We start from the raw sequence: 25,687 nt of genomic DNA on the forward strand, positions 1-25,687 counted from the left end.
CCATGAGAATTCAGAATGGAGTATAATAAAAGTAAGTGAGGTGATGTTAATTATGATTGATAAACCCTTTATCAAAAATCTTGGAATATTAAGCGAATCCCAACAACAATCGATTCACAAACAGAATATCATCGTTGTTGGTTGTGGTGGAATTGGTGGCTATGTCGCTACTCAACTCGTTCGTCTGGGCGTATCGAAAATAATTCTTGTTGATTTTGATACCTTTGATAGAACCAATTTAAACCGGCAACTATATGCAACAAAACATACCATCGGACAGTTAAAAGTGGATGTTCTTGCCAACGAGTTACACAACATTCATCCCGCGGTAACAATCACAACGTACAATCAATCTATTGAGGATGTATCACCACAACAATTACAAGGTGCAACCTACCTTGTTGACGGTGTTGACACACCACAAACAAAAGTGTATCTCAATCAACTTGCCACAACATTAGACATCCCACTCGTTCATGGAGCGTGTGCTGGGTGGTATGCACAAGTTGGAATCATCGAGCCAGGGTGCATGCTTCTACAAGAAGTCTATCAAACCCAAACAAGTGGTATCGAACAAACACTACAAAACGCGGCATTTGTACCCGCTTTAACCGCTTCTTATATGGTTTCTGAATGGCTAAAACATCTCATCAACGATACCTCAAAGACCACGAATCAACTGCTTCTCATTGATTGTAAAAATAATACGATTGATTATTCAGGAAGACGTGATTTTGATGATTGATGTATGCTTCTATAATCTACTGCGATCGAAGTATCGAATTACCGAACTACAAGTACAAGCAGGAACCATTCACGAGATTATTAATGAGATTATTAAACAACATCCAGAAATTCAAAAAGACGATTTCAAGATGGCCATTGTATTCTATCATGGTAAGCCGATTCATTCTTCTGGATTTCATACCGAAATACCCGATAACGAACGAATTATCTTTACCCATTTTGTTGGTGGTGGATAACAATCAAGACTACAGTTTTGTAGTCTTTTTGAGTACCATAATAAAATAATAAACGAAATCCCTTTACTTATTTATCAAATGTGGTATAGTTAATTGCTTCTTCAAAAAGGAGGAATTATTATCCAATACAATAATCAGAAAATAGAACAAGCATTAACCGAAATGGGATTTGACGAGTTTACTCCCATTCAAACACAAACAATCCCACTTATTCAAGAAGGTCATGACGTGATTGGCCATTCTCAAACAGGAACAGGAAAAACCGCAGCATTTGCGATTCCAATGTTGGAACAACTGGATTTTGAATCGGACAAGATTCAAGCAATTATCCTTTGTCCAACCCGTGAACTTGCCGTCCAAGTAAAAGGTGAAATCGATCGCATCGGAACCTATTTCCCTCATCTCAAGACCCTTGCCGTATACGGCGGAGAGTCGATTCATAAACAAATTCAAGGATTAAAACATAAACCACAAATCATCGTTGGCACACCAGGTCGCACAATTGATCATATCAACCGGAAATTAATCCGCCTGGGACATGTCAAATACTTTGTTTTAGACGAAGCTGATGAAATGTTAAAAATGGGATTCATCGAAGACATCGAAACCATCTTAGAAGCAACCAACAAAGACAAACAGATGGTCATGTTTTCCGCTACCATGGCCAAACCAATCATTCGTATTACGAAACGCTATATGAACAACCCCAAACTCATCAGTGTCATCACGGATGAAGAAACAAACAAAGATATTACACAGTATTACTATCAAGTACAGGACAAAAACAAAGTCGAAGCCATCGGTCGCTTATTACACGTATACAATCCCAAACTTACCTTAATCTTTTGTAATACCAAACGCAAAGTCGATACGGTAACTCGGGAACTCACCAAAAAAGGATACAACGTCGACAAAATCCATGGCGACCTCCAACAAACGGCACGCCTACATGTCCTTGATAAATTCCATACCGGTGTATTAGATTTACTTGTCGCAACCGATGTTGCAGCAAGGGGATTAGATATCAAGAACGTTGAAGCTGTTATCAACTACGATGTTCCTGAAAAAGCGGAGTTTTACGTTCATCGAATCGGTCGTACGGGCCGCATTGGCAATAAAGGATACTCCTTTACCCTCGTATCCCGCAAGGATCTTGGAAACCTAGAGGAAATCTTTACCTTTACCAAATCAACAATCAAGAAACGAAACATCCCCACACCGGAAAAAGTCATCTCGGTTCGCCAACAAAAACAAGCCGAAGAAGTGCATGACATCATCACCAATATCAATACCAATCCGCATTTTGATCTAGCTAGCCAATTGCTGAATGAAAATGATGCCACCGATGTTGTCCAAGCACTGTTACATAAACTAAGTAAGAACGATTCATCCAATAAGGTTAATGGCGACATTAACGAATCATTTCAAAAAGGACATAAGAATAAATCATCGGATAAAGGACAAATGACACGATATCATTTGAATGTTGGGAAAGTTCAAGGGGTAACCCCAAAATCACTATCACAACTCATCATGAAGAAAACCAAACTACACAATTCCCAAATCGATCAAATTTACGTCACAAGAACATCCGCGTTCTTTTCGACAAAATCGTCAAAGATGAATCAAGTCATGAAAAATCTATCCAACATAACCGTTGGCGGGAAACGTACCTCAATCCGCCTTGCAAAAGAACAACAATAACAAAAAAAACGAATTCAAACATGAAATAGTAAGATGTTAGTAGACACATAAAAAACACGTGTATTACTAACATCTTTTTGTATGCTTTTGTATCTACATGGCAGTATCTTGTAGTGGGTATTACAAATGGATCAAAGATGAACTATACAAGGATTTGATTTATACAATGCAAATGATATCCATAATACAATAGAAGAGTTCTTCTATCATTGTAACTATGAAAGGGTGGCATATAGCCAAGAATGCAAAACCCCAATCCAAGTTAGACTTGAACTGGGGTTCAATTAATGGTCTTTTTTGTGTCTATGAACTCTTGATAATTTCGAAATGTGTTGAATGTCTTATGTCTTATTCATTTATATAAAACTCTAATCCATATTCACCCAATTCATCAAGAATAGCATCATCCCACTTCTCAGATAACTGATCGTACAAACCACCTATATCAGAGAATGTTGCAATGAAGTTGTTGGCTTGATTTAACAAGATTGTATTGCCTTCTTGAACTGCCATACCAATTGCAGCTGATAAGAATGCATCCCATACAATAATGGTGTCATCAGGATTCGCATTGTGTCCATTAACGATTGGATTTGCGCTCATAATTAAGACATCCGCTGTCCCTTGTACTACAGACTCAATCGCGGTAGATAAATCTGTTGTTTCCGTTACATTTTTTCCGTACGACTCTGGGATTGTTACGGATACTTGCGAAGCGATTCCGACAAAGTTAACATCTTCAATTGCTACTATATCTTCTATGGTTGAAGAGGATGTAATCCCGTTCGTAGTAGCAAAGTCCTTATTCACAAGAGAGATTAGCTTGAAGTAGAAGTACGGATCACTAAAATCAACAAGTTCTTCACGTGATTCCGTAATGCTCATTGAGGCAATTATGATATCAATATCTCCAGAATTAACAGCAGCAATTAAACTACCAAAGTCCATATTGACAATCTCAATTTGACGACCGATATATTCACCAAACGCGTATGCTATATCTACACTAATACCTTCAGGAACTTGATTTAAAGTAACGGTTTCAAATGGTGGATACCGGAGATCCATTCCCACCTTTAAGGCTTCTGAACAAGTATATTTAGCTTGTAGTGTTGTGTCTTCTACAAGAGTTAAACTTGTGATCGTTTCCTCGTCAAGAATCCATCCATCGAATGTACAACCAGACTGAACAGGATTATCGGGAAATACAATCTCAGTTCCTTGTTCCAGTGTTTGTGTGTCAATGACAGTCTCGTCAACATTTACAAACGTAACCACATGGTAAACAACATTCGCTACCCATTTTGCGTGAAGTGTAAGATCTCCTACCACAGCATTGGAGAAATCATAAGAGCTGTTTAATGTGGAATCCGTAAACCACCCTTCAAATGTGTACCCCTCTTTCTGTGGTACAGTTGGTTCAGCTACAGACCGTCCATCTGTGACAGAAATAGGACCAATGTCTGTACCTCCATCCGTTTCGAAGGTAACTGTAAATTCTATAGGTTCAACCTCTGGAGTAGAACACCCTACGAATAAAAAAACTAGTAAAACAATTCCTAACATGCTAAAAATTTTCATCATAATCCTTCCTTTCTACATACATTATTCTGGTATAAGAATCTCGCGTACTTCATCCCACGGACTAATATCGAGGGGATTCATTGTATCATTTTGTAGTGTTTCATCAAAGAAATCCACCATCATTGTTTCTAGAATTGTATTTAAATATCGTCCATCCACATCGCCGGTAAAACCAATCACTCCAGTCAAAGGGGAATACATGTATACCATTGAGAAATCATAATGGGTTGTGCCATCTACTTGGTAGAGGATTGAGGATGGACTATTGTCAATCAATGTATAGAGTTGTTCATTGTTATAACTCTCTTCCCATGCCCCACTACGGACAAACACAGAAGGAATATCCAAACCTTGTTCCAATAACGTTTCATCAATCGATTCGACCCAAGCGTCTAATCCAAAGACCGCATCAATGCGATCATCCTTAAGCGCGGCTGCGACATCGCCACCACCACCGGTGGAATGCCCAACAACACCAATGCTATCTACATCAAGAACCCCAGTAAACATCGAATCTATTGTACCGTCTTGTAAATCTTCCAAGTAATTGAGTGTCGTAATCACATCATCGCCATAGGTATTCACTAGCGTATTCGCATACTCTAAAAAGTCGGGTGTTGTATTACGCAGCGGTAAGGCTTCTAAATTAAGGGGAGCAACGGTCCCATCAAAGACGGTCGCAACTGTTCCATAGGTATGATCAATACTGACGACAATGTATCCATGACTTGCCAGTTCTTCCGCAAAGTCGTTATGAAGATTACGGAATCCCCGCCATCCATGGGAAATAATAATTACCGGATAACTGGTTTCACTGGTATTGATTGCGGCATCCTTATACGAATGCGATAAGATACTCGTCGTATGATCAAGGACAAATGCCGGTAATCCCGTATCTACTGCAAGAGCACGGGCAACCACGCGTCCATCCTCCAACCACGGAACTTGCTCATAGCCATCCGTGGTTTCCGCAGGATACCACAGTTGGATTTTTATTGTTCTTGTATCAACGTCCCCATTATACAGTTCTTCACGGCTGTGATCGTTGACGGTATATGAGGTGGTTCCGATATCATAGATTCCTGTAGGTTCCGGCAAGTCATATACCGGAAAGACATACAGGGCAACACTCGATAGAAGAAATAAGACCACTGACAACGTCAGAAGAGTTCCTCTTACCCACCGTTTTAATCCATACCGTGTTTGAATGTACAGTATGAACCCCACAAGTAGAACTCCACCATAAAACGGATATACTTGCCACTTGACACTCTCGATGAATCCCTGTAGCACAATCAAAAGTGCAACCACACTTCCGACAATACTTAAGAAGAACAACGATGGTTGTTTTTTTATAAATAAGAGGCCAATAAGACCCATTGATACGACAATCAATATACCATCAAATACACTCATATAGGTACCTCCATATGTACAATATCACACTTGTAATTGTACCATATTGATCTGGTTGTTAGTCTAGGTGATACTCCCCAAGATAGGGAGCTAACCGAAATTGAATATAGAGAAACCAGCCAATCAATCCCACATGCAATACATCATTCGCACTGAACCAGATTCCCGTATTGGTATACAGTGTTTCGGTAAATCCGGGAAGATAGTACGCGTAATATAACACATTCACAATCAGGAATAATATCCACAAGATAATAAACCGTTTATTACGTTCATCTTTTTGTACTCTAAACTGCCGAATATTAAGGACAAAGAAAAAGACAAATAAAGGCATAAAGAAGATGGTGAATAACTCATATGAGATTAAGAAGTATATCTCAAATATCGATCCCATTAATAATAGTATTGTATAGACAACAAGTAATCCCTTCGCATACCTTTTTAGATACGATTTTAGTGGTCCTTTAGTAAAATCCTCGGCAAATGCCAACGCCATCACCGCGATACTGATTGCGGTGACAAATAAATACGCCAGTTCAAACCAACTGGTAAATTCACAAACGGGCTGTCCACTACATTTTAATTCATACCCAAAACCTTGATACGAGGTACCAGCAAGAAGTGTACCCACACCCCAAAAGAGAAAACTAATTCCCCATAAGGTTTTGTGTTGACGAAGTAATAAATATCCTAGTACAAGTATTTGAATTCCCAGAAGGTATACGATAATCGTCGAACTTGGAACAATAATAATCCAGCGATTAAAGATGGTTATCGTTGGTTTAGATTCAAGATACAATTGTGGTGTGATGTCATCAAACATCAAGATTCCATGGGGCATAAACACATACAACATTGCGAGCACAACGAGTATTAAAACGGAATAGATAAGGAATCGTTTCATATACAAAATCCTCCTTATAATCTAGGTATAGTATACCATAAAAAAGAGAGACTTTTATGTCTCTCTTTTGGTATTATTCAGTTGTAAACGGAATGATATCATAATCCGTATCCACAATGGTATACTGTTCTGTCACATCGATGAACTCATCAACCGAAATTGTGAGATCGATCGCATCGTTATTTAGAATATCAAACGTTAGTGTAATAATAACCGTTGTGTCTTCGATGGGGTTAATTGCATCGACATAATTAAATGTCAGAATCCCATCTACCGCATCATTGACAACATTCTCTAAACCATTGGTGTAACTCGTTAGGTCAAGTTTTGTGTGATCATAACCGATTTCCATTTCATATCCAACAAATCGTACGGCACCATCAATGATAATATCAACGACTAACGTCTCCGTATCCATCGAGGCAATGTTTGCCCAAATGACATTGTCTTCAGTATAATGAATATCCGAAGCCCACCGGGCATAGATATCAAAATCATAATTGGGCATCACCGCTAATTCAAGTGGTACAGTAAGTGCTTCATCAGTATACCAATCGATAAAGAGATGGTCTGTGTATGTTGGAAGTGGAATTTCAACAATGCTGTCGCCTGTTTGAAACATTACATCATACGAGGCTTCGCCGTTTTCGGGATGAATCGTAATCGTATGCGATTCCCCTTCCCATACAGCATAGAGGGTAATACTTGACGATGATATCGTTGTGAAATTAAGATTAAACAACGAGTCATCATCCTCGGTTAAGGACCATCCAAGGAAGGTATATCCTTCTTTGACAGGAGTAGGCAACGTTAGTGAAATATCGGTTTTTGAGATTTCCATCGGTTGGACTACGTTCCCACCAAGGGTATCAAAGTAGACGATTAATGTGGTATCTTCTTCCTCGCCACCCTCAGGGTTTAACAAGAAACAGGAGGAAAGAAACAATACCAAAAGCATCGTTATTGATAATAGACTGATTCGCTTAAACATATCAAACCACATCCTTTGTAGTAGTCTTTGAAGGAACCATTATTGTGGTTCTAGAGTAGTAATTAGCCCAGCAATATAGAGTTGAATCTGAGCGGCATCAGTTAAATCCAATACATCATCATGATTGATATCAGCCAAGGCTTGTTTGGTTTCTGACAAGGTGATTAACCCTTCCATATGAAGTTGGATTAACGCGACATCGGAGATGGTAACCATCTCATTGAAATCAACATCACCATATTGTCCAACCCGAACTCCTGGAAAATCAAAAAGTACGTCGTCAATCACTGCTAGATTATTCTCTGAATCGAGGGTAATGAACTCATGATAATACGATACACTTTCACTAATAACACCATAATCCCCACTGGTTATTCCTTGATTTGCTGTGAAGTATAACGTAAATAGTACGACCTCACCGTTTAGTTTCGTATTGATATCGACGTAGTTAATGAGGAGTTCACCACTCGTTGTGGAATTGATGGTTACCGCACCACCTAGTGCGGTAGAACCAACAATATTATCGAAGGTAAACATCGTGTCATCATACACAAGCATCGTTTGAAACCCGATGAGATCTGTTGCTTCCGATACCAAAATATCCATACCAAAGGTCATTTCTGGAGCAATGATCATGTCTCGTGAACTGTGAACCGTAATCGTTGATGTCTCAGCATGTACAGGGGCTGTTGAAAATATGGCTATCATCAATAGTGTAAAAACACTAATGAACACTTGTAGTTTTTTCATATAGACCTCCTTATATAAGTTGAGGTCATATTATAACCACTTCCATCCTAGATAGTATCCATCAATATGAAGAACAACATATGCATCGGACCCAGTATAGTTACCAGCCCATGTTACAGCATATACTTCCATTTGATCAATTGGAGCACCAGTGTTTACAGCGATTTCAGCTAATGTGCTATATCCCATACTACTTAGGTATGCATTTCCAGCAATGGCGGCATCATCAGCTAATAGTCCATCAACACTTCCTAATGGGTATCCAGAGTGTGCTTGTATTGCTGATTCTGCATCGGTGAAGAGTGGATAAATACCGGCATCATATACTCTATATTCACCATTTAATTCTTGAACAACCATTAAGAAAGTTTCACCATTATCAGAGACAATAATCTCGGCATATAATCCATCCAAACCGTTTGCTACTTGGAGATTTGCTAGGGTATCGCCTAAGACATATTGAGCAATGTTGGTTCCATCACTTCTTGTAGCGACAACCATACCTTCCATATCCATGTACGCGTCAATTAGTTCTGTCGTACTATCAAATACATATTGGATAATACCATCACGAACGTAGACACGACGCTGTAATGCTTGAGACAATGCGTTGAACGACCAAATTTCATGAACCAAGGTTCCATCAACATTGTGATAGGATACTTCAATGTTTGGTGTGTGGGTATCCATACCCCAGTTTAAGGTAAATCCAGAGACATTATCATCTTGATATACTTCCAAGAAACCAGGAGCATCTATTAAGGAACCACTAATTCCACCAATACCTAAATCACTATTGGCAACCATCATGTAATCATAGTAGTTACTTGGGAATTCGGTATCATGAACATCAATGATTACTTGAATGTAATTGGTATCATCAACGAACAAACTTTCATACTGCTGTTTTAAGCTTGTTGCCGCAGCTTGAGCAGTGGTATTACCACTGGATGCATATCGTAGTTCTAATACAATTTGGGTGTATGCTTCTGGAGTACCAGGAGTATAGTAGCCATCAGAAATCCCTTGATTTACCGCAGCAATAAAGTAATCATATGCCATCATTGCATCATATCCATAAGTTCCCATTCCAAAGTCATCCAAGATTGCTTGTCCAGCAACGGATCCCCGTACGGAAATTCCACCTTCGGCATCAATGAAGTAATAGTCTGTAAACAAGGCATAGGCTGGTAAGTACGTCAGGGCATCTGTCACTGCCAACTGATAACGATCAATACCATAATACAGTGCCTTCCGCATATCAACATATTGTAATAATGGTTCCGGTATGAATTCATTATTAATTCCCGTATTTGGATACTGAGCAATGTAGGCATCCCGATTTTCTTCGGTACCAAAGGCGTTGATCATCAACCGCCATGTGGTTGTACCTGGAACCACTGATATACGAGGATCATTCACAAAATCATTTACTCGAGTACTTGGCACGCGAGCGGTATCCAATCGACCTGCTAAGAACTCTTCAAATACTTGATCATCCGCTTCAATATAGCGATATTGAATACCAGTGAAATGATACAACTCTTCATGGGCATATAATGGGTTCTTTGCAAAGAATAAGAATTGTCCTTGAGTCCGTTCATCTACGGTATATGGACCACTATATGCAACATTTTCAAGTGATGAACCATATGTATTTTCTCCCAAGTATTCATACAACTCTTGATTGATAGGACTCCATCCTTGGTTTGTTGTCATATACTTGATATCAAACATAGATTTTTCGAAGTCGAATTCTAAACGAATGGTATTGTTATCAATGGCTTTTAAACCAACATCAGTCCATGTTTTGGTACCATCAATATATTCTTGAGCATTCTTAATACCGTTCGTAATAAAATCTCCACCACCAGCAGTCGCACGGAACCATTGATTATCGAGTGCTGTTTGCCATGTCCAGATGTAATCATTGGCATCAAGAACATCATGCCCTGCAGGTAATAAACTCGTATCAAACGTTGGATAGTAGTTCCAGACTAAGTCCGTACGAAGCGGAATATCCCATGTGGTTGCATAGACTTTTCCATTGATAATTTGGGGATCAACAGCTACCGGATTATTGGCGGCTAAATCGGGATTGATCTCAAAGTTTGATACGTCATTCCCAAAATAGAATTTGTAGAGCTTACCTGTAAACAATTCAATAATATCCATAGAAGCTGAATCGTCAACAATGTATGGATTATATTCCGTAGGATAATACGAAAAATGATCGCGCCATGTGTACTCTCCAGGATTACCATATACCGCATCATACATATAGACGGTTGAATCATCTGCAGTTAATGAAGAGTATTCCTCACCAAACTGTAAGACACCATTGTATTCAGGAGAAAATAACGCAGTCCGATCCGAAAACATAACCCGTGAGGCCGATGTATATAGTGGGACACCACCGGACATTGTATCAAGCAGATACCGTTCTGCCGCGGCGAATAGAATAGCCTTGTCTTCGGTATCTATTTGTGTTAAGTCATAGACGCCATTGGCGTAGTTATAAGTAATGTTTACCTGACCATCCGGTTCTAACGTCGAAATAATACCCGCAACATAAAGCTGCACTTTTGCAACATCAATAACCGACACAAAACCATCTTGATTGACATCGGCAAAGTATGCTTCCCAGGTTTCCAAACTCGTCAACTCAGCAATGTACAATTGCATAATTGCCGCATCGGTAATATTTACCGTACCATCTAAATTAGCATCCCCAATATACCCACGTTTCACTTGATCAAAATTAAATGTGACAACATCCACAGGAATAACATTATAGAGTTCATCAATCGTTATAAATTGATGCATATACGCTGGATCTTCCGTGACGACATCCACATCTTCGTATAGAATTGTACTGCTTGCGTGGAAGGTTACTGTGAAGAGAACTTGAGATCCATTCAGTGGTTGTAGCACATCCACATAGTTTAAAACCAGTTCTCCAGGAATCGTATCGTTGATTGTCATCGGATTCCCTAAACTTGATGAATCCTCAACGGAAACCAGTGTAAACTTAGATGTATCGTAGAGTAGTTTGGTTTGAAACCCAACCAAATCCACGGCGTTATCCGCAACAATATCAATACTAAAATCAGAATCCGGCGTTATGTATTCAAGTTCAGTACTTGTAATCATTAACCCGTTTCCTTCGGCGGCTATATCACGCAATGTTACAAATGATACAAAGCCAACCACTAGAAGCATTACAACAGCTACACTTTTCTTAAGCATAATCATTTCCCTTTCTTTTTCCTCTTTATTTTGTAATTCATTTTCTCCAATAAAAAAACAGCACAAACCAGTTTGAAAAAACATGTTTGTGCTGTATCCTGTTGTGTTAAAAGAAGAGTTCCCATATTCCCACAGTATGACAGTCCCCAAATCCATGCTCTTCCAACTTCTATATTGTACTCTAAATATACCATATTTAGAAACGATTGTAAATAAGTTTAAAGCCCTATAAATCAGTATAGGAAATCAGTTGTACTGCGTTTTGAACGTCCTGAATCACACGTTTATCACAGAGCATTTCTCGTTCTAAATCACGTGGTACTGTTAGCGATGAGTTGTGCAACACAACCCCATCAACATATCCCGGATGAACGACAAACAATCCGTAGTCTTCTTGAGAACTGTTGATAAAATTAAGGAGTTCCTGCTTAGGATTATATCCATCTCTCATGGGATTCATCGATACGACAACATCATGATTCTTGATTCGGATTGTTGTATCGTGAATTGGAAATGGTGAGAAGAGAATGTCATATTTTTTACTAAGTTCTTTCATTACATATACAAGGTTCTTTGGATACACCGCATGACTTTCAATATAGTTTGGCTTTCGCCCTGTAATCGCGATAAATTCCTCATATTGTGCTTGCACCTCCAAAGCCATCTCTTTACGCTTAGAGGTATCAAATGCACGAGTTCGATAGGCTTTAGAGCAAATAAATAATCCGTTTTGATCTACTAGACTGGGAATCAACGATGGATCTGTGAGAGGTGTTCCCACGGTAATATTTACGTGTAAACCTAGACAAACATCCTCGTTTTTAATGAGCTCATATCCGTCTTTTGATGACGGTACATTTACCATTAGTCCAACATTTTTCACTAGACCACATTTCACAGACTCAGCAATCCCTTGATTAATCCCAGGACTATATCCAAGATCATCCGCACGTAATAATAAATACTTCATCAGTAATCTACCCCACACGCGTAAACTGCTTCAGATTCTCATCGTTGTCAAACTGTTGAATCTCAAAACGATGCCCTTCCTTATCTTCAAAAAAGAACGAGTGAAGAGGTATCTGTTTCATGTATTGAATCTCTGTACAATTTTCGACATTTAACTGTTGTATACGGTTGTACTCCTCTTGTAGTGTTGCTGTATTTAAACTGATGAGCGTACTTCCCGCATCATTATGGTGGACTTGCTTTTGTACGATCCCTATATAGGAGGTCGAACTGATTTGATAGACCCTCGCAAACCCTTGATCCATAACAAGTTGTACCTCAAGTACATCTTCCATAAACATAGTTCCATACGCAAAATTATCATAATACAAAAATACAATACTCGACGGATATCGGTACATATCATCACCCCATTAACTATTCTATCTCAAGTATATCATAATCATATTTTGTATCGATAGAACAATTTCATTGTATACTATAGGTAGAGGTGATGACAATGGCTCTATATGAAACCATACCCTACAATGTAATTCGCAAAGACGGACCGATTGAAATCCGTGAATACAACGATTATCTACTAGCTAGTACAAAAACACAACTGAACAATCGTATGGACAGTGGGTTTAACAACGTCTTTAACTATATCTCCGGACAAAACACGGCAAAAGAGAAAATATCAATGACGACTCCCGTTGTTTCGTATCAAGAAGAGGACAATCTAGTAACTGGATTCTATGTTCCATCCAAATACAATAAAGAATCGGTTCCAAAACCCGCATCAACCAACGTGTTCATCAATGAACAAGAATCGTCTCTATACGGCGTCATTCGTTTTCGCGGCGCATGGACAGATCACAATTTCTCGAAACAAGAAGAAACGCTACGAACATACCTAACGAATAATAACTATACGATTACATCGCAACGATTAATCTTTCGTTACACACCACCATTTGTTCCTGGAGTGTTGCGTCGCAATGAAATAGCATTTAAGATTTCAAAATAAAAACGGATTCCAGAGAATCCGTTTTGTTTTACCATAACCAATTGTAAATGAGATAGGTTAAGACACCCATTGTCGTACTTAAGAAGGAACCCCATGCGAGGTCAACCACTGTGACTAAGATGGGCCATTCTTTTAATGTTGCTAAATTGGTTAAATCGTAGGTTGCATAGGTAACAAATCCAAAGAGTAATCCACTAACGATGATACGGGAAAGACTCTGTGCTTCAATACCTGGGGCAACGACAAAGTATACGACTCCAACAATGAAAATTAGATAAAAGATTAAAGCAGCGATTAAGTTGGGGGACTCCGCCATTAAGTGGCCGATTTGGGCCCGGTAAAATTTCGGTGCGACCAACCCTAACCAAATTGCGTCAATGACTAAAAAGACAATGAATGCAATAATGTACATTTTTACATATTCCATAGAATACCTCCTATTGTTACTATAGTTCTATTATATCAGGATATCAATATTTCCATACAATTTTCGCGTTTATTCGTTGATGATTGACATCAGTAATTCAGGATAGTCGGTAATGATGCCATCGGCTCCTTGATCGATTAAATAGCGCATAGTTTCTTCATCATTAATTGTCCAGTAATGCATTGCCATGTTGTGGCGATGAGCGGTTTGAATCAAGAGGCTTGTAGTTAAGTTTAATTCATTGATTACCGGTAGAGTGAACGACGTTGGCAACTGCAATGCTGCGTAGGATTCTGGGGTATAGAAAGTACTCGTAAATGAGTAACTCTTTAGAATCACTTCTTGGGCTTCATCATGGGATGTAGACAAGGTAATTTCCGGATAGGTGGATGCGATATAGGAACTGATGTCATGGAACGACGTTGCCACTAATGTTTCTGCAAATAAATCATACTCATCGAGTAATTGATACAGTGCGTCTGCCGTCTCTAGACGTGGTGCATCCGCATCAGCTTTAATTTCAATATTGTATAAAACGGTATCACCGAATGTATCAAACAACTCTTCTAAGGTTGTTAAGTAGACTTTCTCCGTAACCCATTCACTATGATTTAAATCACGATAGGGATAATCGCCATCATCTGTTTGATAGTTGTATGCGAAATTACAATTATCATATAGGTATTGATAGGTTTCATCCCAGATCACCGTATCGCAATTACTATATTGACGAATGTTTCCCGTCTCATTTTCACCATGACGTAATACAAGGATCCCGTCACTCGTCATTTGAAGGTCCATCTCCAGGACATCGACACCCAAATTATAACTATATTCAAAAGCCTTCATCGTATTATCGGGATAGACGCCTTTACCCCCGGCATGAGCCATCACAAGAACCTTACCTTCATTGGCTTCTTTACGCCAAACATTGGTCTCTTTGTAGTCTGGTTTCGGAAGACTAAACAACACAATAAACAAAATTAGTATTCCTAAAAACACCAAGCGTACTACTTTTAGAACTTTCATGTTACCACCTCATATATGTAGCATTATTGTATCATACATATGAAAAATGTAATAACAAAAGCCACCGTAAATATCGGTGGCTTTACAGGTTATTTCATTTTGTTTTTAAAGACTTTTAGTTGTTCTTTGTTCTTGTTGATTTGAAGCGAGATGTCATCTTCATTTGGTGTGGTAATCTCAATAATTGGATGGAGTACTTTCCAGTGTAATTGTACCTTGATGTGGTGGGATACAGTACCCAATTTATTCACACTGAACTCATTTTTGTGGTTGTGTAAGAAGTAGATGGTATCCTCTTTTACCGTTACAATCTTTAGGCGCTTGTTGCCGTAAAATAGATTGGCCGCAATTGCATTCTGTTCTGCACCACGATGAACCGGAAAACCAGCAAACCATATCTTCTCATCATCCAGTAGATCATTGTTTCTCAAATACGATTCCAATTCTTTCATGTCTTGTTTGGTGTGGGGTATCATACGAATTTTTTCCATAGGTATCCTCCTTTTTCAATACTTTATTATACCATATTTGAATTGATGATATAATACATATATGGAGATGATAGTCATGATTGATCCGTATTCAAAGATAACCACCATTGATATGTGGAGTGATCCATATATCTCCAAACAAATGCTGAAACATCATTTGTCATTTGACAATTATATTGCTTCTCGTCGGTATCAAACGATTAAGAAAACCGTTGAGTTCATTCACTCATACATCGCACCACGTCAACGTTTATGTGACTTTGGGTGTGGTCCAGGACTGTATACAAATGTACTCCAACAAAAAGGACACAGAGTCTATGGTGTCGACATCTCAACTACCTCACTCGACTATGCGAAATCACACAATAAACATGTCACATACAAACAACTCAACTACATTACCGATACCTTGAATCAACCACTGGATGTGGCGATGATGATTTGGTGTGATTTTGGCGCAATGGCTCCCGAGGCACGATCGCAATTCTTGCGAAACCTACATCAAACACTCGTTCCAGGAGGGCTATTTTTCTTTGACGTGTTTAGTGAGAAACGATTTCAAACACTAGAAGAGTCGTATACATCGAAAGAAGAAATCGATGGCTTCTTCATGGAAGGGCCGGTTTCGATTGAATCACGAATGGTTTTGTATCCGGAACTAGGACTATCCCTGTCCTATGATAAGGCGGTAGGACAGAAAATAATTGAACTCTTTAATTGGGATAAACACTATACGATTGAAGAATTAGAGATTCTGCTACACGATTACAACTTTGAACTAGTGGACTACTTCTCTGATACCACCGGACAAACTGATTTTACCGACAATGAACTCTATTTTGTTGTCGCAAAAAGGATATGAGAATTCCATCTTACATGTGTTATAATGATATTTGACATTACGAAAATAATGGAGTGGATAACATGAAAAAATTACGATATATTGGACTTGTATTACTGTTGATCTTAGGACTCAGTGCGTGCAATGATCCGGAACAAGAGGAAACCATCCGTCAAGCCATTGCGGCACTAGACGCAGCACGAGAACGGATTGCTGAGTTGGAAACACGCAATGCCGAATTGGTAACCCAAGTGGAAGGCTTGATTGAAACGATAGAGAACGACACGTGTGCCGAGGATTATTCCGAAGCATTAGCCAGTTTACGTGATAAAACAAACGAACTCTCGACATTACAAGGTATTGTCGCCCTTAAGGATTTTGAGATTACATCCAAAAATGCGGAGTTAGAAGCCATTAATGCATTGTATGATCAAGTATCGGCATCGTACGTAACGTTGGCCGAAACCTATAATGAATTGAATGATGACTATACCTTGTTATTATTCCAGTATGTGCAACTAGGGCATGAATACGAAGATATACTACCACCGACATTTATCCACATAGATGGAATGGGCAATGAAACGGAACTTCCCTTCTATATTCTATTTGAATATGAAGGAGTCGATACCGTTGATTTTCAAATCGCCTATTTATCAAATGATTCATCTCCTGCGAATGCCCACTATTTACAAACAGCTTATGTTCAAATCAATAAAACAGACGGTTCCCTTGCAACCATATCCTTTGATGAGGATTTAGAGGGTCATACTCCAGGTAACTGGGCGGATTACGATCCGATCCCAGATGGTGCAACATACAGTCAAATTGAAGCGGAATTTATACCGTGGTTGATTGGTAGAACAAGTGCGGATTTAGATGGTATCTCGGTCTTTACAAATAGTAACTATCACGGTATAGAAAACACCGTAGCCATTAACGACCAAACACTAATTGATACCTTTGCTGGTAGTAGTGTATCCACAAATAATATGATTCGCGTGATGAAAGAACTGTTGGTTTATTACGAAACTCAGTACACACCAGAATAAAAAACACCTCGAGGTGTTTTTTTATTTATAATGTTCTTTAAACAATGTGCTATAATATAATAAGAAATACAATATTATAAGGGGGATAATATGAAACGAATTATGCTAGTAATTGTATTCGGAGTACTCACGTTATTAGTCGCATGTGAAACCATTACTCCATCAGTTACTGAAACAGTTACCATCACCTATGAAACAAACGGTGGTACCTTAGGAAGCGATGCTACTTTGGAAGTAGACAAAGGGACTGCAATTAGTGAACCAACCGTTACCAAAGAAGGACATACTTTACTGGGATGGTACAGTGATTCGACATTTAATGTCGCATATGATTTTGCGCAAGGGGTTCAAGGAAATATTACCATCTATGCCAAATGGCAACCGCTTGAACTGGTTGTTACGTATTATACGGATGCAGAGTATGACACGATTATTACGTCGTACGGAGAGTCCTTTCCAACCACAGATGATCCTGTCGTCGAAGGATACCACTTTGATGGCTGGTACAGCGATCAAGAATTAACCACACCATTTGAATTTACATCTGCAGTTGTCACGGACAACACAACATTGTATGGTAAGTTTACCATTGAAGAATATACCCTAACAATTATTAACATGGGCAATATTGTCAGTGAGACTACGTATACATATGGAGAACTTGTCGATATTCCCACAGATTTCACGATGGAAGGTTATATATTTAATGGTGTCTATGAGGAAGAACAATTTATCAACCAAGTCATCTCGAATTTTGCCATGCCAGCGGATAATGTAACACTATACATTGAAATGGAAGAATTTAGTCAAGTTCTTACAATATATTTAGTACCATTTCGTCCAGGAGAGGAACTTCTTGACATTTCTGAAGACTTAAAAACACTCATGTTGGCAGCTCTTGAGGATGCTGGTTCGTCCTATACTGATATTGAGTTCTATGTAGGGTCTACCTACGAAACCGTAGGTGAAGCATTATTAGTAGGAATTGCTGATGTCGCCTATTTACCTGCCACAACATATGTTATGTACCATGATGTTGAATCCAGTCCGATTGAACCATTGGTTGCATTGACACGTATTGGATTGAATAAAGACTATGACGACGCGAATCTGTGGAATGATGGCATGCCGACGACGTCGGACTCTCAAGTTCAGGTTCCATATTACCGATCTCTAATTATTGCCGGACCAAGTGCTGCAGGACAAGCAGTTGCTGCCAAAGTCAATAGCGGTGCACCACTTGTTTGGGACGATGTCAAAGACTTAAACTGGTGTGTACGTAGTGTTACCTCAAGCAGTGGATATGTCTATCCCAATATGTGGCTCAATACGAAATTTGGTAAAACCTATGATGATATAACCGGTTACGTTACAACAACTGCCGGATATGGAAACAGTATGAGTAGTTTAGCAGCCGAAATCTGTGACGTTGCAACATTCTACGCCGATGCACGTCGCGATTATGCAGACGAATGGGAAACCGATTATGGTAAAACCGATATTTGGACAGAAACCAACGTGATTGGTGTCAGTGCCCCAATTATGAATGATGTAATTGCCTATAATGCAGACAATCTTGATACCACAATTATCGAGATATTGGAAGAGTTCTTTGTGACTCTAGGGGATGACCCCATGTATTGGCAATTATCTGGATTATTCTATAACGATGGATTTATACTTATTGATGATACGGACTATGATCCAGTCCGAGAAGCATTGGAGTTCTATGGATATTAAAAAAGACCAGCAATGGTCTTTTTTTATCGGTATGAGAGGTCTAAATGGTCTTCTTCCATATAGGTTGCATAAATACCTAAATCACTCGCGGGCATAATATCTGGGACTTGCTCGGTCCAACTCGCAAACTTCAATTCATTTCGTTCAGGTGGGATAGGATACGTGACAAAACTCAAATCCTGCCCATATTCGACAACGTAGAATTTTAAGAGATTATTCCGATCATCATAGAAGCGAATAAAGTATTTATTAACGTTCCACTTTGCATACACCGTCACATTGTCTTCCATGCGATCAAAGAAGTTAAACCGTGTTGTATAATCTTCATCAACATACCAACGATCAAAAGTATACCCAATGCGATAGGGATCTTTTGGTATCTCAGGTAATTCCCCTTCTTCGACTTCAATGGCAGCGACTTCTGAACCGCCTTTACTATCAAATGTTACCGTGTAAAAGGTCCCGCTTGGAACACAAGAAGCGAGAAATAGTACCATGCTAGAAACAATAATGAGCATGAATTTTTTCATAAGGACCCTCCTTACTGCGTTAGGATATCATTAAACCTACTTCGATATTGTCGTACTCCAAAGGAACCACAATATCGCCTTCTGGATTAATGAATCCCCACAACCCATCTTGAGCGACAGGTATTAAACCAAATATGGTAATTGTATATGCGTTGTCATAGGTAATGTCATTGATATAATCGCCATTGCGATTGACAAAACGATAGGTAATGTCTTCACCATCGGTAAGTTGAACACGATATATGCCATAATCTAAATTGGAACCAGGAATCACTATTCCATCGCCATCATAGAGGATGCTTTCATTCATATCCATAAAACCTTGAGTATCATTTTCTTCATCGATGAAGAATGCTAAATCATCGTAAATATAGTTGATTTGCAGATCGCTGCTTAGGACTTGATTGCCTTGATTGTCATAGACATAATAGGTATTATTATTGAAAATTACATAATATTCCCCGCGACTATCAGCACGGTAGATTTCTTGTCCGAAAAATTCAAACACAGTCGTACCATCGTTTTTAATTAGCGAGACCAAACTGCCATTGAAGTAATGGGCATATCCAGCTTCACTAAAGTTTAATGGTAAAGCGTAATTAGGTTCCAGCACTTGATTCCCATAGAAATCCAAATATCCAAATTTCAGCCCTTCTTGGAATAACACGAGGTTTCCATGTGTGGCAAAGGATAGAAACTCATATTGAAACGGAATCACAATGTTTCCAGCGGTGTCAATCGCACCATATAGATACTGATCACCAATCGTTTTAGAAGCGATGGCAATATCACCGTTGTATGCGGTAATGTATTGATACTCCATTGGAATAACTAAATTTCCGGAAGTATCATAGACACCAAACGACCCATCTTTTGTAGCAACAATACGCTCACTACTAGGGTGTCCCATATTTACGTGATCAAAGGTTATGATCGTACTTCCATCGCGATCGATGAATCCGAGTTTCCCATCACTATTGGTGACACGGGCAACTCCATATTCACGGAAGTAAGCTTGGCCACTCATGTACTGGGGGCTGATGAGAACAATACCATCTAAATTGGCAAACCCGATGAGGTTGTTTGCTGTATAGGAGAAGATGGTAGAAATGGATGTTTCTTCGGTCGCAGAAGGACAATCAAAGGTACTGTATCCATTGAGTGATGCATCATCAATTCGATTCACTAGTTCACCTTGGTAATCCAATATATCAATATGCTCGTCTTGGGCAAGATAATAAGTCCCACAGCGACGAATGTCGTCGTATTGCAAAGACACAATTGTTTCACCTTGCTGGTTGATTAAACCGATTTGATCATCTTTCTCAACAATGATTAGTAAATCCGATATATCAAGGGTATTATCCACTTGTTGTTTATTCGGTTTACAAGCCACTAGTGTGACTACTAATAAACCGATGATTAGGTATCGTAAAGCTTTCATGAAACGCCCTCCCTAAGAAGTGTATACAATAATTATATCATAATTATTTCGCTTTATCTCATCGAAGCAAAAAACGTTTTTATATTGGGTAAATATCGCTTATTTAAAAACATCAAAAAATGCGATATATGGGTACCATTGTAAGCGTTTTTATGGTATTCTATTTAAGGAAAAACACAAGATGATAAACAAAGGAGCTTACAAATGAAAAACATCCATGTAGTAATCTGGGGATTTGGCGCCATGGGTAAAGGAATGGCGGACATGTTATTAACGAAAAAAGGTGTTGAAATTACCGGTGTATGTGATCGTAATCCTGCGATTATAAATACCAGTATCTTTTCCCTATTAGAAGAACCCAAACGTAACCATCCGGATGTCATCATCACCGATGATATTACGACCTTATTAGATAAAGAGATCTGCGATATCGTATTACTTGCAACCGATAGTTTTACCAAAAATGCATTTCCGAAAATGAAACAAGTATTAGAAGCGGGAATCAACTGCATCTCCACAGCCGAAGAAATGGCGTATCCAAAAGCACAGGAACCAGAACTAGCGAAGGAGTTGGATGCGATTGCCAAAGCCCATAACGTAACATTGTTGGGTACCGGAATCAATCCGGGATTCATTATGGATTTACTCGTTATTGCATTAAGTGGTACAATGAAACGTGTAGACCACATTGAAGCCAACCGTGTTAATAGCCTCAGTCCGTTCGGTCCGGCGGTTATGGAAGAACAAGGAGTGGGTATTACACTGGAAGAATTTCATCAGGGTGTTGACAGCAAAACCCTTGCAGGACATGTTGGATTTGCCGAAAGCATTCAAATGATAGCAGATGCACTTGGAGTACCGCTAACTCGCTTCGAACAACAAATGAAACCAATCGTTACAACCGTAGACCGTAAGAGTCCTTATGGTGAAGCGAAAAAAGGACATGTAGCCGGTGTTAATATGACGGGACAAGGATATGTCGGTAATGACGTCTTTATCGATATGAAACACCCACAGCAAATCGAACCCGAAATGGAAGGAACCCATACCGGTGATTACATTACTATAAAGGGTGTACCGGAAATCAACATGGGAATCCAACCGGAAATTGACGGGGGTATTGGTACCATTGCTATGTGTGTCAATATGATACCCCACGTTCTAAACAGTAAACCAGGATTGAAAACAATGATTGATCTCCCGGTTCCCCGCGCTATATTAGGAGATATGAGAGATCTTATTGATTCATAATAAATACATTTCATAGGGGTGAAGAAATGGCTGAAACAAAAAAAACCACAACAAGTAGTACCAAAAAATCAACAACGACAAAGAAACCAAGTACACAAAAAAAATCAACATCCACAAAAAAATCGACAACAAGTACAAAAAAACCGAGTACGAGAAAGAAATCAACTTCTTCAAGTACATCAAAAACAACGCGTACAAAAAAGCCAAAAGCTGAAACAGGTCGCATTAAAGACAAGTCCGAATTAACAACCTTAGAGACCTTAGAAGCTCAAGTTGAAGGTAAGGTAATACGTGAACGACAACCACTTGGGAAACTATTTTATCTGATCTTTAGTATCGTATTCTATGCGGTTGCCTATTTTTATATCAACACAACCGTATATGCGGGTAGTGATTGGATTGAAACGGCAATCTTTGCCTTTGCTGCATTGTTTATTGCCTTTGTATTGATGCTATTTAATGTGCATATGTTGGTCTTTTACTTCTTTGTATTACCATTTAGACGTCTCTTTAAACAGGCGAAAATGGAAGCCCATAAAGAAATCTTCTTTAGTGTTGGAAAAAACAAAGTCCAAACAACATTCAACAAATACAAATCCATCTTTACATTGGTCTTGTATTTCTTATTTGGTGGACTCCTAGTTGTTGCCTCAGTACTATCAAGCATTCAAGATGGAGACGCCATTCTTCAAATTGTCTACAGTGCCTTTATCATCTTGATTATTTACCTAGTTGTGATTAACTCGTGGCAATTCTTATTCAATATCATCCCTAGTATCTTAGAAAAAAGCATTGATGCCAAAAACGGCTATGTATTAACACTAAGCGCCGCTGTTATGGTGATCTATATCGTCTTTATCATCTTTGACATCACCTATTTAGCAGAGATTATGATCTTTGTTCTAATCATTGGATTTATTGCCTTATTAGGAGTGAATCTCAATATGATTGTCGGCGAAATAAATATCTTCCAAAACCTTCGGGGACGTAAAAGCAAAGCCGTTACCCGCGTCGTCTTTATCGTCTTCTTCGGATTCCATATTTATGTTGTATTATATGCTAGTGTTGTTGCCTATAGTATTTATAACTGGCAACCCGATGCTTATAATTTTACCGAAGTCCATTACGACATTACCGTCGATGATGAAATCTATTCCAGTGGAACCCTTGTCGAACAAGTCTATGATATGAATGGCGATCCTGTCAATCAAGTCTATGATATGAATGGCGATCCCCTAACCATGGGAATCGATGAGAATGGGAATACCCTCACCATCTATGATGAACAAGGAAACATGTTATGGGATTTCTATGATTCATCCGGTGGTAATCTGTTCAACTTTACCGATACCAATGGTAACTTCATCAATAACCCGTTCTTCTATGAAGGGCGTCTAGCGATAATCGATACCAAAGTTGAACGCCTTCATACCTATGGCGACTTCCTTTATTGGACTGTTATTAGTGTCTCAACCATCGGTTATGGCGACATCGCTCCGTCCACCGAATATCCGATTGCTCAGGCTTGGGGAGGATTCCTAGGGATCTACGGGTTAACATTCTTTGCCTTAAGTATTTCATTTGTATCAAACATCGCCATGGAAGGAATCAATTCTGTACGAGAGGAATCACGAAAACATGATTGATAAAGGAACCTATGTACGCATTAGGCAGACCGTGCTACAACCACAAGAACGCTCAACCCATCTTCCCGAAGAAACCACCAAAGTCCCCTTTAAGATTTGGGTAAAAGGATATCTTCAAGAAGATGCGGATTTATTTGATATTGTTACCATTAAAACGCCCTTAGGACATACGTTCACAGGTCGTTTAAAAGAAGCAAATCCACCATATCGTCATACGTATGGTGATTTTGTTCCTGAGATATTAAAAGTTCGTGAAATCATCCATACGGATCTGTGGGGTGATTCTCATGAATAACACCTATGATGAATTAATGAAGCGTCGCAATGACATTATGAAAGCCAGTGTCGGTATTGATTATAACGACTACGAACAAGAAGGGATTGCCTTTGACTATGAAGCAATGATGCGTGATCAAGGCTATGACATTGCAACGATTCAAAAAATTCAACAGGAACACATGGTTGGCAACACACCGTTAGTCGAGTTGAAAAACATTACAAAGTATGCTCGTAAATACGCCAAACCAGGATATGGTGCCCGTATTTTTTTGAAGGATGAAGCCGCCAATTTAAGCGGTAGCTTTAAGGCACGTCGTGCCGCATTAGCGATTCACCAAGCAAAAAAACTAGGATACAAAGGTGTTATTGCTGCGACAAGTGGAAACTACGGTGCCGCCGTAGCTGCATTGGCAGCCAAAGAAGGACTCCATTGCATCATTATCCAAGAAGCGTTTGATTCCAAGAATATGGCTCAACCAGAAATCCTTGAGAAAGCACGAAAATGTGAAGCCTTTGGAGCAGAAGTGATCCAATGCTCCGTCGGTCCGGAACTCTTTTATATGTTCTTAAAGTTATTGGATGAAACAGGATATTTTAATGCATCACTCTATTCTCCGTATGGCGTTAATGGAATTGAAACATTGGGTGTTGAAATTGCATCTGAAATCAAAGAACAAGTCGGTAAATACCCCGAAGCTGTTGTTGTCACTAATGCTGGTGGTGGAAATCTTACCGGTACCGCACGAGGCCTTAAAAAGGCCGGCGCAACATCTACTAAAGTAATCGGGGCAAGTGTGAACTTGTACGGTCTACATATGGCCAGTGATTATGATTTTAATCGAAAATCATTTACCACAGGACACACCGGTTTTGGAATCCCATTTGCAACCTATCCAGATCGTAGCGATGTACCACGTAGTGCTGCTCGCCCGTTGCGTTATATGGACCGCTATGTCATGGTTAATCAAGGCACCGTATTCTTTTTAACAGAGGCGTTAGCCCAATTAGAAGGTATGGAACGAGGACCTGCTGGAAACACATCCCTAGCAGCTGCATTTTGCCTTGCACAGGAAATGAAAGAGGATGAAATCATTGTGGTTCAAGAAACCGAATATACCGGAGCTGGAAAACACATTCTACCACAATTATCATTTGCGAAGAAAAATGGTATTGAGATCCTGTTTGGAGATCCAACTAAAGAAATCCCTGGGACCAATATTATCTTTCCAAAGGATGGTTCGTTCATTCGTTATCAAGAAATTCGATTAGAAGACTTACATAAAACCTATTTAAAACGTTACAAAGATCAATCATTGAGCGAATTAGAACTGCAATATCTAGCAGATGAACTACGCTTAGATATCACACAAATACAAACATTACTACAATAGGAGGTGC

Annotated in this window: 24 protein-coding genes; 11 read left to right on the forward strand and 13 right to left on the reverse strand. The window is 39.1% G+C overall.

The window, feature by feature from the left end:
* Positions 1 to 52 precede the first annotated feature (52 nt).
* The 3 genes from G4Z02_RS05060 to G4Z02_RS05070 all read left to right on the forward strand — a co-directional run bounded on the left by G4Z02_RS05060 (position 53) and on the right by G4Z02_RS05070 (position 2,687).
* Positions 53 to 745, forward strand: coding sequence for a HesA/MoeB/ThiF family protein (locus G4Z02_RS05060; protein WP_258876915.1), 693 nt, complete (start codon positions 53 to 55; stop codon positions 743 to 745).
* Positions 738 to 983, forward strand: a complete 246-nt coding sequence (locus G4Z02_RS05065) for a MoaD/ThiS family protein (protein ID WP_258876916.1) — start codon at positions 738 to 740, stop codon at positions 981 to 983. Before G4Z02_RS05060 ends, G4Z02_RS05065 begins: the two co-directional genes overlap by 8 nt.
* A gap of 93 nt (positions 984 to 1,076) precedes the next feature.
* Positions 1,077 to 2,687, forward strand: a complete 1,611-nt coding sequence (locus tag G4Z02_RS05070; RefSeq protein WP_258876917.1) for a DEAD/DEAH box helicase — start codon at positions 1,077 to 1,079, stop codon at positions 2,685 to 2,687.
* Between the two features lie 348 nt (positions 2,688 to 3,035).
* On the opposite strand, the gene G4Z02_RS05075 is transcribed toward G4Z02_RS05070, so the two are convergent.
* From G4Z02_RS05075 to G4Z02_RS05110, 8 genes are all read right to left on the reverse strand, one after another.
* On the reverse strand, positions 3,036 to 4,271 hold the full coding sequence (locus tag G4Z02_RS05075; RefSeq protein WP_258876918.1) for a transporter substrate-binding domain-containing protein: 1,236 nt from the start codon (positions 4,269 to 4,271) through the stop codon (positions 3,036 to 3,038).
* A gap of 21 nt (positions 4,272 to 4,292) precedes the next feature.
* Positions 4,293 to 5,687 carry an alpha/beta hydrolase family protein gene (locus G4Z02_RS05080; protein WP_258876920.1) on the reverse strand — a complete coding sequence of 465 codons (1,395 nt, stop codon included), beginning with the start codon at positions 5,685 to 5,687 and terminating at the stop codon, positions 4,293 to 4,295.
* Between the two features lie 58 nt (positions 5,688 to 5,745).
* Positions 5,746 to 6,591, reverse strand: a complete 846-nt coding sequence (locus G4Z02_RS05085) for a hypothetical protein (protein WP_258876921.1) — start codon at positions 6,589 to 6,591, stop codon at positions 5,746 to 5,748.
* A 73-nt stretch (positions 6,592 to 6,664) separates the two neighbouring features.
* Positions 6,665 to 7,582, reverse strand: coding sequence for an InlB B-repeat-containing protein (locus G4Z02_RS05090; protein WP_258876922.1), 918 nt, complete (start codon positions 7,580 to 7,582; stop codon positions 6,665 to 6,667).
* 39 nt (positions 7,583 to 7,621) lie between these two features.
* On the reverse strand, positions 7,622 to 8,332 hold the full coding sequence (locus G4Z02_RS05095) for a dockerin type I repeat-containing protein (protein ID WP_258876923.1): 711 nt from the start codon (positions 8,330 to 8,332) through the stop codon (positions 7,622 to 7,624).
* Positions 8,333 to 8,362: 30 nt separating this feature from the next.
* Positions 8,363 to 11,581, reverse strand: coding sequence for an ABC transporter substrate-binding protein (locus G4Z02_RS05100; protein ID WP_258876924.1), 3,219 nt, complete (start codon positions 11,579 to 11,581; stop codon positions 8,363 to 8,365).
* 226 nt (positions 11,582 to 11,807) lie between these two features.
* Entirely contained in the window at positions 11,808 to 12,551 is a 744-nt protein-coding gene (locus G4Z02_RS05105; RefSeq protein WP_258876925.1) for a ChbG/HpnK family deacetylase, read from the reverse strand.
* Between the two features lie 7 nt (positions 12,552 to 12,558).
* Positions 12,559 to 12,951: a VOC family protein gene (locus tag G4Z02_RS05110; RefSeq protein ID WP_258876926.1), complete on the reverse strand. Its 393-nt coding sequence runs from the start codon at positions 12,949 to 12,951 to the stop codon at positions 12,559 to 12,561.
* A 98-nt stretch (positions 12,952 to 13,049) separates the two neighbouring features.
* Here G4Z02_RS05110 and G4Z02_RS05115 point away from each other — a divergent pair, with 98 nt between their 5' ends.
* Positions 13,050 to 13,559, forward strand: coding sequence for an SOUL family heme-binding protein (locus G4Z02_RS05115; RefSeq protein ID WP_258876927.1), 510 nt, complete (start codon positions 13,050 to 13,052; stop codon positions 13,557 to 13,559).
* A 28-nt stretch (positions 13,560 to 13,587) separates the two neighbouring features.
* On the opposite strand, the gene G4Z02_RS05120 is transcribed toward G4Z02_RS05115, so the two are convergent.
* The 3 genes from G4Z02_RS05120 to G4Z02_RS05130 form a co-directional block, all read right to left on the reverse strand.
* A complete protein-coding gene (locus G4Z02_RS05120) occupies positions 13,588 to 13,986 on the reverse strand; it encodes a DUF2177 family protein (RefSeq protein ID WP_258876928.1) in 399 nt (132 codons plus the stop codon).
* Between the two features lie 69 nt (positions 13,987 to 14,055).
* Entirely contained in the window at positions 14,056 to 15,015 is a 960-nt protein-coding gene (locus G4Z02_RS05125) for a glycerophosphodiester phosphodiesterase family protein (RefSeq protein ID WP_258876929.1), read from the reverse strand.
* An 89-nt stretch (positions 15,016 to 15,104) separates the two neighbouring features.
* Positions 15,105 to 15,506, reverse strand: coding sequence for a hypothetical protein (locus G4Z02_RS05130; protein ID WP_258876930.1), 402 nt, complete (start codon positions 15,504 to 15,506; stop codon positions 15,105 to 15,107).
* Positions 15,507 to 15,582: 76 nt separating this feature from the next.
* Between G4Z02_RS05130 and G4Z02_RS05135 the strand changes: the two genes are divergently transcribed.
* From G4Z02_RS05135 to G4Z02_RS05145, 3 genes are all read left to right on the forward strand, one after another.
* Entirely contained in the window at positions 15,583 to 16,368 is a 786-nt protein-coding gene (locus G4Z02_RS05135) for a class I SAM-dependent methyltransferase (RefSeq protein ID WP_258876931.1), read from the forward strand.
* 62 nt (positions 16,369 to 16,430) lie between these two features.
* Positions 16,431 to 17,399, forward strand: a complete 969-nt coding sequence (locus G4Z02_RS05140; protein WP_258876932.1) for a hypothetical protein — start codon at positions 16,431 to 16,433, stop codon at positions 17,397 to 17,399.
* A gap of 90 nt (positions 17,400 to 17,489) precedes the next feature.
* Positions 17,490 to 19,139, forward strand: coding sequence for an InlB B-repeat-containing protein (locus G4Z02_RS05145; protein WP_258876933.1), 1,650 nt, complete (start codon positions 17,490 to 17,492; stop codon positions 19,137 to 19,139).
* Between the two features lie 23 nt (positions 19,140 to 19,162).
* Here G4Z02_RS05145 and G4Z02_RS05150 read toward each other — a convergent pair whose 3' ends face one another.
* Both G4Z02_RS05150 and G4Z02_RS05155 read right to left on the reverse strand, forming a co-directional pair.
* A complete protein-coding gene (locus G4Z02_RS05150) occupies positions 19,163 to 19,669 on the reverse strand; it encodes an InlB B-repeat-containing protein (protein WP_258876934.1) in 507 nt (168 codons plus the stop codon).
* Positions 19,670 to 19,688: 19 nt separating this feature from the next.
* A complete protein-coding gene (locus G4Z02_RS05155) occupies positions 19,689 to 21,113 on the reverse strand; it encodes a WG repeat-containing protein (protein ID WP_258876935.1) in 1,425 nt (474 codons plus the stop codon).
* A gap of 204 nt (positions 21,114 to 21,317) precedes the next feature.
* On the opposite strand from G4Z02_RS05155, the gene ord reads away from it, so the two are divergent.
* From ord to ortB, 4 genes are read left to right on the forward strand one after another with little or no spacing between them, the layout of a single operon-like run.
* Positions 21,318 to 22,364 carry a 2,4-diaminopentanoate dehydrogenase gene (gene ord, locus G4Z02_RS05160; protein WP_258876936.1) on the forward strand — a complete coding sequence of 349 codons (1,047 nt, stop codon included), beginning with the start codon at positions 21,318 to 21,320 and terminating at the stop codon, positions 22,362 to 22,364.
* 26 nt (positions 22,365 to 22,390) lie between these two features.
* Positions 22,391 to 24,010, forward strand: a complete 1,620-nt coding sequence (locus tag G4Z02_RS05165) for a potassium channel family protein (protein WP_258876937.1) — start codon at positions 22,391 to 22,393, stop codon at positions 24,008 to 24,010.
* The gene (gene ortA / locus G4Z02_RS05170; protein ID WP_258876938.1) at positions 24,003 to 24,305 is read left to right on the forward strand and encodes a 2-amino-4-oxopentanoate thiolase subunit OrtA; all 303 of its coding nucleotides are present in this window, start codon (positions 24,003 to 24,005) and stop codon (positions 24,303 to 24,305) included. The genes G4Z02_RS05165 and ortA overlap by 8 nt, the downstream gene beginning before the upstream one ends.
* Complete coding sequence (gene ortB / locus G4Z02_RS05175; RefSeq protein ID WP_258876939.1) at positions 24,298 to 25,680, forward strand: 2-amino-4-oxopentanoate thiolase subunit OrtB; 1,383 nt, start codon at positions 24,298 to 24,300, stop codon at positions 25,678 to 25,680. Before ortA ends, ortB begins: the two co-directional genes overlap by 8 nt.
* Positions 25,681 to 25,687: the final 7 nt, after the last annotated feature.

This window comes from Candidatus Xianfuyuplasma coldseepsis (assembly GCF_014023125.1).
Taxonomy (GTDB): Bacteria; Bacillota_I; Bacilli_A; order Izemoplasmatales; family Izemoplasmataceae; genus Xianfuyuplasma; species Xianfuyuplasma coldseepsis.